The organism is Corynebacterium sp. CCUG 70398, from assembly GCF_024454055.1.
In the GTDB taxonomy this organism is placed as follows: Bacteria; Actinomycetota; Actinomycetes; order Mycobacteriales; family Mycobacteriaceae; genus Corynebacterium; species Corynebacterium genitalium.
On the sequence record NZ_JAGPYZ010000005.1, the window covers coordinates 160825 to 169617 of the forward strand.

The following is an 8793-nucleotide window of genomic DNA, read 5'->3' on the forward strand; positions in this document are numbered from 1 at the left end:
TATCTTGGGGGCCACCCGCGGAGGGTCGGATCTGCGCTAGATCTGCGCGATGGCCTGCTCGAGGTCGGCGATGAGGTCCTCGGTGTCCTCAATGCCGACGGAGATGCGCACCAGCTCCGGCGGGACCTCAAGCGCTGAGCCCGCGACGGAGACGTGGGTCATGGTGGCGGGGTGTTCGACGAGGGACTCGACGCCGCCGAGGGATTCGGCCAGGCAGAACAGCTTCGTCGAGCGGCAGAACGTCATGGCCTGCTCAGCGGTCTGGAACGCCACTGAGACCATGCCGCCGAAGCGGCGCATTTGCTTGACGGCGATGTCGTGCCCCGGGTGGTCTTCCAGGCCCGGGTAGTAGACGCGGGCGACCTTGTCCTGCTTGGACAAGTAGTCAGCGACAGCCTCTGCGTTGTCGCAGTGCTTGTCCATCCGTACTGCCAGGGTCTTCGCGCCGCGGGCGGTGAGGTAGGTGTCAAACGGCGAGGGGATCGCACCGATCCAGCCGAAGAAGAAGCGCAACTGCTCCTCCAGGTTGTTCAGCGCGTCGAAGCTACCTGCGGTGATCGCGGAAACGCCCTCGTGCCCTTCCACGGCGTTGCGGCCGACAACGACACCGCCGACCACGTCAGAGTGGCCGCCGATGTACTTCGTGGTCGAGTGCAGCACCACGTCCGCGCCGAGATCCAGCGGCTGTTGCAGGTACGGGGATGCAAAGGTGTTGTCGACGACGAGCGTGGCGTCACCCTTGACTGCCGAAAGCCCCTCGATATCAGCAATAGACAGCAGCGGGTTCGTCGGCGACTCAACCCACACCACCTTGGTGTTCGGCTGGATCGCAGCGGCGACCTCGTCGACGTTGGTGATGTCCACCGGGGTGTTCTCCACGCCCCACTGGGTGAAGATCTGCTGGATCAAGCGGTAGGTGCCGCCGTAGGCATCGTTACCGATGACGATGTGGTCGCCAGGCTTGAGCAGGATGCGCAGCAGCGCATCGACAGCGGCCATACCGGAACCGAAAGCCACGCCGTAGTCAGCTTTCTCCAGCGCCGCGACGGTCTTCTCCAGCGCGTCGATGGTCGGGTTGCCCACGCGGGTGTACTCGAAACCGTTGCGGGTCACTGCCAGATCGTCCTGCGCGAAGGTCGTGGACGCGTAGATCGGCGTGTTGATCGACCCGTACAGGGAGTCGGGCTCGTAACCGGCGTGGATGGAGTCGGTGGAGAAGCCGGGCATCGGCGGGGTCCTTTCGTCGATAAGCGGGGCGTCGATAAGCGTGCTCTGCCCCAGAGTAGACCAAGCGGTTCATTTGCTCTGATTCGCCCCCTGGTTAACATTCAATGCATGGATTCGCTTTATAGCGCACTTGGCGGCGAGGACTTTTTCCGCCGCCTCGTCAGCGGCTTTTATACGCAGGTCAAGACCGATGACCTCATCGGCCCGATGTACCCGGACGACGACTGGGACGGTGCTGAGGACCGCCTTCGCTGGTTCCTCGCACAGTATTGGGGTGGACCGCCGACGTTCAACGAGCAGCGCGGTGCTCCGATGCTGCGGCGGCGCCACTTCCCCTTCCGCATCGGCATGGCGGAGGCTGAGCGCTGGCTCGAGCTGATGAGCAACTCCCTCGACCAATTCAGCGAGGATGAACTCAACCCTGCCCAGCGCGAGGCGTTGTGGAACCACATGCAGCGTGTGGCGTACATGATGATCAATCAGCCTGGTGAACATCCCGGCATGCGATAAATATTCAAAACGGCCAACGGGTTAGTTTTGCCCAGCTACGATTACCCGTATGCCGTCTACTGTGACTCGCCCGTCCCAGACGCTGTTGAGCATCGTGCCGTCGCTGATCAGCGCTGGCCGCGCCGTCGCCCTTTGCGCCGCCGTCGACATCGCGGCGTTCGACTACAACGCGTCCCAAATGACGTCGCGGGCGCGGGGGTTGCCGATTCGTGTGGCGTCGAAAAGCTTGCGCAGTGTCGCTGCTTTACGACGCGCACTCTCCCACGACGGGTACCGCGGCATCCTCGCCTACAGTGTGCCGGAGGCGATCAACCTGGCACGCGAGGGTTTCGACGACATCGTGGTGGCCTACCCGTCGGTGGACAAAGTCGCGCTGGCTGAGCTAGCTGCAGATGCGTCGCTGCGCGAGAAGATCACCGTCATGGTCGATTGCGTAGCGCACCTCGACCTCATCCGTGCTGCCCCGTTCCTCAACGGTGTCGCCGCCGACGCCATGGCCGCCAACCGCTACCGTTCCCGCGCCCACGAGGTCTTCGCCACCCCGCGCCGGGTGAAGTTCCACGAGATGGAGTTCGCCGTGCCGCTCGAAGCCGGCCCGGAGACAGTACGCGAGATCCGCCGCGAACTGGACAGGCGCGGCTGGCTTATTCCCTTCCCGCTCGAACTGCGCTCCACCGCCGCCGACGACGTGGCCCTGTCCACCTCCACCGGCCGCGAATCGATGTACATCGCTTTCCACATGCCCAAGGCGATGAACCCGCACGACTACTTCCCCCACCTCGAGCCGATCCTCAAAGCCGCCGACGGCCGCCCCCACTGGGGCAAGATGCACACCATGGGACGGGAAGACTTCGCCGAAACCTACCCGCGTTTCGACGAGTTTTGCTCCCTCCGCGAGCAGATGGATCCGGACCGCACCTTCGGCTCGGAGCACCTCACCCGCTTGTTCGGGTAGTCGGCCCCAGCCAGTCTCGAGCTGGGTTCATATCGGACGGAGGACTGGTTCGCATGCCATAGGTACACCCATCGCAGTTCGCCTTTGACGGTTCGCCTTTGACGGTTCGACGACGGGGAAAACTGCAGGTCGCGTCTAGAACCGCAGCATGAAAGTCGAACGACGAAAGGCGAACGGAGCTAGAACAGCAAGTTGAGCCCAGCCGAGTGGTACACGCTACCGAAGGGCGCATCCATTCGGATCCAGCGGCCAGCCGTAGAGATGCGCAAGTGCCGGGGAATCTCCGGCGGCGCCGAGGGACCAGGTATCAGGCCGAGGGATGTGCAGGTGAAGATCATGCGCATCGGGATCTCTACTGCGTCCGTCGGCGTCGAACTCTCGGCCGGTGTGGTGGGGGACTGCACCGTCAGAACGATCTGCTCCAGCAAGGACCGCGGCGGGCCCAGGGGACCGGAGAACTGGCGGGCTAGCCTGCGCCCCTGATCGGCGAGGTCGCGGACCACGGCGACGGGCACGATCTCCCGTTCGACGAAACCGGTCTTCGGCGGCAGAGCGCCGATCCAGTCGTGGTCGCGGGCGGGGCCGAGCTCGGATCGCCCCTCGGCAAGGGCTGCGTCCAAGTCGCGGGCCGACACGACCGCTCCGTCGCGCGAGACCGACCCGGTCACCCGGCGCGAAGCCACGCAATCGAACGGGGTGGTCACGAACACATCGATCGGGGTGCTGCTGCCGGGGGCGGATGGGGCGTCGCTAAGCACGGCGAAACGCGCGGACGCCTGCGCATCAAGATGAAGCGCGCGGGAGGTCAGGGCTTTCAGCCCCGCCGCTCCCGCGCTGACATGTAGTGCTTCCAGGGCGCTACTCCCCAGCCTTGGCGGTGAGGATGCCGCGCTCCTGCTGGGTGATCTCGCGCGGAGACGCTGTAGACAGGTCAACGGCGACGAGCACGCAGGTCACAATGCCGCACACCCGGCCCTGACGGTCCTTGATTTCCTGGACCGTCTTGAAGGATGTGTTGCCGATCTCGACGACAGTAGAGACCACCTCCACCTCGAGAGAGTCCGGCATGACGGGACGCAGGAAGTCGACCTCAGCGCGGCGGACGAAGACACCGAACTCCTGGCCGTTGTTCTCGAACTGCTCCTTGGTGAACCTGATGCGGGCCTCTTGAGCGATATCAAGGTAAGCGCAGTTGTTCAGGTGGCCGTAGCGGTCGAAGTCGTTCCAGCGCAGCGCGATGATGTGCGTGTTCGCCGGGTTGTTGTCTGCCATGTGGTTCCTTTCGAAGAGCAGCTCGAAAAAACAGCGTTAGCGGGTGAGCTTGCGGTGGGTGACACGCGACGGTTTCGCCGCTTCCTCACCGAGGCGGTCTACCTTGTTGGCCTCGTAGTCGCCGAAGTTTCCTTCGAACCAGAACCACTTGCCCTCCTCGATGTTACCTTCCCAGGCGAGGATGTGGGTGCAGGTGCGGTCGAGGAACCAGCGGTCGTGGGAGATCACCACAGCACAACCCGGGAAGTTCTGCAGGGCGTTTTCCAGGGAGCCGAGGGTTTCCACATCGAGGTCGTTTGTCGGCTCATCGAGCAGGATCAGGTTTCCGCCCTGCTTCAGCGTCAACGCCAGGTTGAGACGGTTACGCTCACCACCGGAGAGCACCTTCGACGGCTTCTGCTGGTCCGGGCCCTTGAAACCGAACGCGGACAAGTACGCGCGCGACGGCATCTCGTTCTGGCCGACGTGGATGTAGTCGAGGCCGTCGGAGACGACCTCCCACACGGTCTGCTCCGGGTCAATATTGGCGCGGTTCTGGTCCACGTAGGACAACTGCACGGTATCGCCGACCTCGACAGAACCGGCGTCCGGGTCCTCCAAGCCGACGATCGTCTTGAACAAGGTGGTCTTACCCACACCGTTCGGGCCGATGACACCGACGATGCCGTTACGCGGCAAGGTGAACGACAGGTCCTTGATCAGGGTGCGGCCATCGAAACCCTTGTCCAGGTTCTTGACCTCGACGACCTTGTTGCCCAGACGCGGCGGCGTAGGGATCTGGATCTCTTCAAAGTCGAGCTTCTTGTACTGCTCCGCCTCGGCCGCCATCTCCTCGTAACGCTCCAGACGAGCCTTGTTCTTCGCCTGGCGTGCCTTCGGGGAAGAACGGACCCACTCCAGCTCGCCCTTGAGGCGCTTCTGCAGCTTCTGGTCCTTCTTGCCGGCAATCTCCAGACGCTCGGCCTTCTTCTCCAGGTAGGTGGAGTAGTTGCCCTCGTAGGGGTAGAGCTTGCCGCGGTCGACCTCACAGATCCACTCCGCGACGTGGTCGAGGAAGTAGCGGTCGTGGGTGACGGCCAGGACAGCGCCCGGGTAGTCCTGCAGGTGCTTCTCCAGCCAGAGGACGGACTCGGCATCGAGGTGGTTCGTAGGCTCGTCGAGAAGCAGCAGGTCCGGCTGGCTGAGCAGCAGCTTGGCCAGTGCGACACGACGGCGCTCACCACCGGAGAGGTTGGTCACCGGGGAATCTGACGGCGGGCAGCGCAGCGCCTCCATGGCCTGCTCGATCTTGGAGTCGACCTCCCACGCGTCAGCGGCGTCGAGCTCCTCCTGGAGCTTGCCCATTTCCTCCATGAGCTCGTCGGAGTAGTTGGTGGCCATCTCGGTGGCGATCTCCTCGAAGCGCTGCTTCTTCTCAAAGATGTCGCCCAGGCCCTCTTCGACGTTCTCGCGGACCGTCTTGTCCTCGTTCAGCGGCGGCTCCTGCAGCAGGATGCCCACGGAGGCACCCGGGTCGAGGAAGGCCTCGCCGTTGTTCGGCTGGTCGATGCCGGCCATGATCTTCAGCAGCGAGGACTTACCCGCTCCGTTCGGGCCCACGACACCGATCTTGGCGCCGGGGTAGAAAGCCATGGTGACATTGTCCAGGATGACCTTGTCACCGACGGCCCTGCGAACGTTCTTCATCGTGTAGATGAACTCAGCCACTAGGGGCCCCCTTTACATGCGTGTTGGCGGCTATTTGCGTAAACCACCACAAAGGGTACATCACGCACTCACCGCCTGATCCGCAAGCAGAGAAACCGTTCCTGTGCGCTCTACGCCGCCCCCACCGTTTCCTCTTCCGGGGCGTGCTCCCCCATGTCAGACGGGCCGCGGTTCATCAGGGACTCGAGTGCTTCGTCGTCATAGCTCGGTGGCTCTGGCTGGGCCGTCGGCTGGTTGGTGGGCTGGCTGGTGGGCTGGTTAGTTGGTGTCTCGCCGATCTCCCCGGCAGTGTCCTCGCGCGTGCGCAGATTGACCGACGGGATGTCGCCCGCGGTGTGCTCCTTGGCGGTCGTGCATTTCGACGACGCCTGGTACCTGTTGAGCTCCAGCGCCACCTGAGCCGCCTTGATCAGCTGCTTGGAACGCTTTGTGCCGCCCTCATCCACCCAAGTCTCAGTAACGAGACGGCCGACTACGACGGCGGGTAAGCCCTTCCGCAGCGATGCCTCGACATTGACGGCCAGTTGGCCCCAGCATTCGACGTCGATGAACAGGCTGTCAGCGTCCGCCCACACGGGCCGGCCGTCAGCGGTGGTGCTGTCTGTGCGCACGCGGCGACTCGATGCGAGACGGAACTTGGTCAGGGTCGAGCCGGTTTTGAAGATCTTGCAGACGGGATCGTCGGTGAGGTTTCCAGAAAGCGTGATGGGTGATTGCATGGTCGGAGTTTCCTTTCGCGGTTTGCTGGTGGGTGGGGTGCCCTTCCAGGGTCGACCACGCAATCAACCTGCGCAAAGAGGCCCAAAAAAGGCTGTGGATAACGGTGAGTTATCCACAGGCGGGTGGGGGCGGGAGGCGTCGATAAGCGTGCTACTTCTCGCTGCGACGGCCGGTCTGCGAGTACTGCGCGAGCATTTCGTTGTAGGCGCGCCACTCCGCATCGTCCGTCTCGTCCTCGCTGCGGTCTGTAGCCCTCGCATCAGCACGATCTTCCCGCAGCCACCCCAGAAGAAGGATGATGAAGACCACGGCCATCGGGAAGCTTCCCGACGCCCAACCAATGCCCCCGCCGACCTTCTGATCGCGGAGCAGATCCGGGTTCCATGGGAGCCCAAGATTTTCGTAGAAGCTTTCCGCCAGAACAATATTGAGCTGCATCAGGTACACGCCCATGAAAAGGTGCAGCGGCATGGAGACAACAAACCAACCGAAGCGGGCCACGGTCGGGCGTCGTCCCGGGATGTGGTCGGGGCCAATGAGATCCCAGAAGTAGAAGTACCCGGAGACTAAGAAAACCGCGTTCATGATCACGTGCCCCGCGTGCTCTGACACCGCGACTTCGTAGAGCGATGGGAAGACATAGAGGATGTAGAACACGACCAGGAACTGGATCGTCGACACCGGCGGGTAGGTGATCACGCGCAGGAACGTCGACTCCTCGAAGGCCTCCACCCACGCGCGGATGTTGAACTCCCCTGCCGGGTAGGCCTGTTTGATCAGCGTCAGCGGCGCACCCATCACCAGTAGGACGGGCGCACCCATGGACAGGATCATGTGCACGATCATGTGGATGGAGAAGCTCGCCGGCATGTACATGCCCAGGCCAGAGGACATGGTCACAACAATGGTCGCGCATCCGGCGATCCACCAGGCGGTGCGCCCGCGGTCCCAGCCTTCAACCCGACGGGTGAGATGCAGGTAGTAGATGGCCAGCAAGATGGCGATGACGCTGAAGAGCACCTCGAAGCGCCACATGGTGAAGATGTTTGCCACTGTCGGTTCGACCTCAAGGTTGTAGCCCATCTGGACCTGCATGTTGGTGATCGCCGGGTCGAGCGGCGCAGGCGGCGGAGTGCGCCCCATGGACACAGCCACACCCGTCACCGCAGCCATGACGAGCGCCTCCACGACCGCAATGCGGGTGAACAGCGGCGGTTTCCGGTCCAGCTGCGGGATTGTGATCTGCCGGTGGGCGAAGCCGAGCAATCCCAGCACGACCAAACCGATTGTTTTGAACAAAACGGTCCAGCCGTAGGCGGTGGAGAGAAGATCGTCGAAACGCACGCGGATGAGCGCGTTAATCACGCCAGAGATGGTCATGGCGAAGAACGCGAACAGGGCGATGAGCGAGTAGCGGTGCACCGCCTGCTGCATGTGCGGGCCGAGCCTGCGCCCGTGCGCGATGAGTGCGAGCAGCCCGCCAACCCAGATCATCATGAACACCAGGTGCCACAGGTACGAGTTGGTGCCGTAGTCGTGGTTGCCTCCGGTCGCGGAGTGGCCGGACATGCCCAGCGGCATTACGGCGGCGATCGCGCCAAGAAACAGCGGCGTTTGCGCCATCCATGACCCCGCTGCGAAACCGACACCGGCGACGATCGCTGCAATGGCTGCCACGAGCAGCCAGATCTTCGCGTCCGCCACGCGGTCGAGCGCGGTGCCCCACATCTCGGCGGAGAAGAGAATCTGGGATAACGGTGTGCCGGAGACGTCGGAAAGCACGAGCGGAACCATGAGCACACCGATTACGGCCAGCCCGGCGCTCGCCCATGCCCCCGTGCGCGCGGCCAAGTGCCCGTCGACGGTGAGACGCGCGGTGTTCAGGGGCCCGTCCGGCGGGATCAGGTAGGCGGAAAATAGGAAGGAGCCCGTGGCCAAAGCAGCAAGGAGCCATGCAATTGCGCGTATCGACGGCAACCCCACCGTGGTCACCACCCCCGGGTCCGGAATACCCAACGACGCCAACGAGCCGCCCAGGAACGCCTGCGCAAGGGCCCCAGCGACCACCGCGGCGACTGCGAACGCAGCCAGATAGATCGGCCAGGCCGCACGCACATGCCCACGCGACCGCTCGCGGGCCACCGAGTCCTGCTTGCGTTCCGCCTGCTCCACCGCCTGGTCTGCTGACATGGCCTTTACCCTACTTTCGGTGCAGTGGGATACGATAATTCCCGCCCCAGTGGGGCACTGCCTCCGTAGCTCAGTGGATTAGAGCATCCGGTTTCTACCCGGCTGGTCGCGGGTTCGAATCCTGCCGGGGGCGCTTTTGTCATCAGTCGCGACATTGTTGACAGATGAGTCGCGACATGGTGGACAAACCGGCGTCTTGGTGTTTATTTTTT

Annotated in this window: 8 protein-coding genes and 1 tRNA gene; 3 read left to right on the forward strand and 6 right to left on the reverse strand. The window is 63.3% G+C overall.

All coding sequences use genetic code 11. The annotated features are described in order from the left end of the window. Positions 1-36: 36 nt before the first annotated feature. Positions 37-1227 carry a cystathionine gamma-synthase gene (locus tag KBX07_RS07640; protein ID WP_005289022.1) on the reverse strand — a complete coding sequence of 397 codons (1191 nt, stop codon included), beginning with the start codon at positions 1225-1227 and terminating at the stop codon, positions 37-39. Positions 1228-1335: 108 nt separating this feature from the next. Here KBX07_RS07640 and KBX07_RS07645 point away from each other — a divergent pair, with 108 nt between their 5' ends. Together KBX07_RS07645 and KBX07_RS07650 are read left to right on the forward strand one after the other, a co-directional pair. Then, positions 1336-1737 (forward strand): globin, encoded by a 402-nt coding sequence (locus KBX07_RS07645; RefSeq protein ID WP_255998541.1) that lies wholly within the window; start codon positions 1336-1338, stop codon positions 1735-1737. 49 nt (positions 1738-1786) lie between these two features. Then, positions 1787-2692, forward strand: a complete 906-nt coding sequence (locus KBX07_RS07650; protein ID WP_256023636.1) for a D-arabinono-1,4-lactone oxidase — start codon at positions 1787-1789, stop codon at positions 2690-2692. A 179-nt stretch (positions 2693-2871) separates the two neighbouring features. On the opposite strand, the gene KBX07_RS07655 is transcribed toward KBX07_RS07650, so the two are convergent. The 5 genes from KBX07_RS07655 to KBX07_RS07675 form a co-directional block, all read right to left on the reverse strand. Then, positions 2872-3396, reverse strand: coding sequence for a hypothetical protein (locus KBX07_RS07655; RefSeq protein ID WP_370687239.1), 525 nt, complete (start codon positions 3394-3396; stop codon positions 2872-2874). Between the two features lie 154 nt (positions 3397-3550). Next, on the reverse strand, positions 3551-3964 hold the full coding sequence (locus tag KBX07_RS07660) for a thioesterase family protein (protein WP_005289010.1): 414 nt from the start codon (positions 3962-3964) through the stop codon (positions 3551-3553). A 36-nt stretch (positions 3965-4000) separates the two neighbouring features. After that, positions 4001-5671, reverse strand: coding sequence for an energy-dependent translational throttle protein EttA (gene ettA, locus KBX07_RS07665; protein WP_256023638.1), 1671 nt, complete (start codon positions 5669-5671; stop codon positions 4001-4003). Between the two features lie 110 nt (positions 5672-5781). Continuing rightward, complete coding sequence (ssb, locus tag KBX07_RS07670; RefSeq protein ID WP_256023639.1) at positions 5782-6390, reverse strand: single-stranded DNA-binding protein; 609 nt, start codon at positions 6388-6390, stop codon at positions 5782-5784. A 151-nt stretch (positions 6391-6541) separates the two neighbouring features. Continuing rightward, positions 6542-8581 carry a cytochrome c oxidase assembly protein gene (locus KBX07_RS07675; protein ID WP_256023641.1) on the reverse strand — a complete coding sequence of 680 codons (2040 nt, stop codon included), beginning with the start codon at positions 8579-8581 and terminating at the stop codon, positions 6542-6544. 59 nt (positions 8582-8640) lie between these two features. Here KBX07_RS07675 and KBX07_RS07680 point away from each other — a divergent pair. Then, positions 8641-8714: transfer RNA gene (locus KBX07_RS07680), tRNA-Arg, on the forward strand. Positions 8715-8793: the final 79 nt, after the last annotated feature.

Coding starts and splice junctions, on each gene's coding strand:
- KBX07_RS07640 (WP_005289022.1), bottom strand. CDS start 1,227: ATGCCCGGCTTCTCCACCGACTCCATCCACGCCGGTTACGAGCCCGAC.
- KBX07_RS07645 (WP_255998541.1), top strand. CDS start 1,336: ATGGATTCGCTTTATAGCGCACTTGGCGGCGAGGACTTTTTCCGCCGC.
- KBX07_RS07650 (WP_256023636.1), top strand. CDS start 1,787: ATGCCGTCTACTGTGACTCGCCCGTCCCAGACGCTGTTGAGCATCGTG.
- KBX07_RS07660 (WP_005289010.1), bottom strand. CDS start 3,964: ATGGCAGACAACAACCCGGCGAACACGCACATCATCGCGCTGCGCTGG.
- ssb (WP_256023639.1), bottom strand. CDS start 6,390: ATGCAATCACCCATCACGCTTTCTGGAAACCTCACCGACGATCCCGTC.
- KBX07_RS07675 (WP_256023641.1), bottom strand. CDS start 8,581: ATGTCAGCAGACCAGGCGGTGGAGCAGGCGGAACGCAAGCAGGACTCG.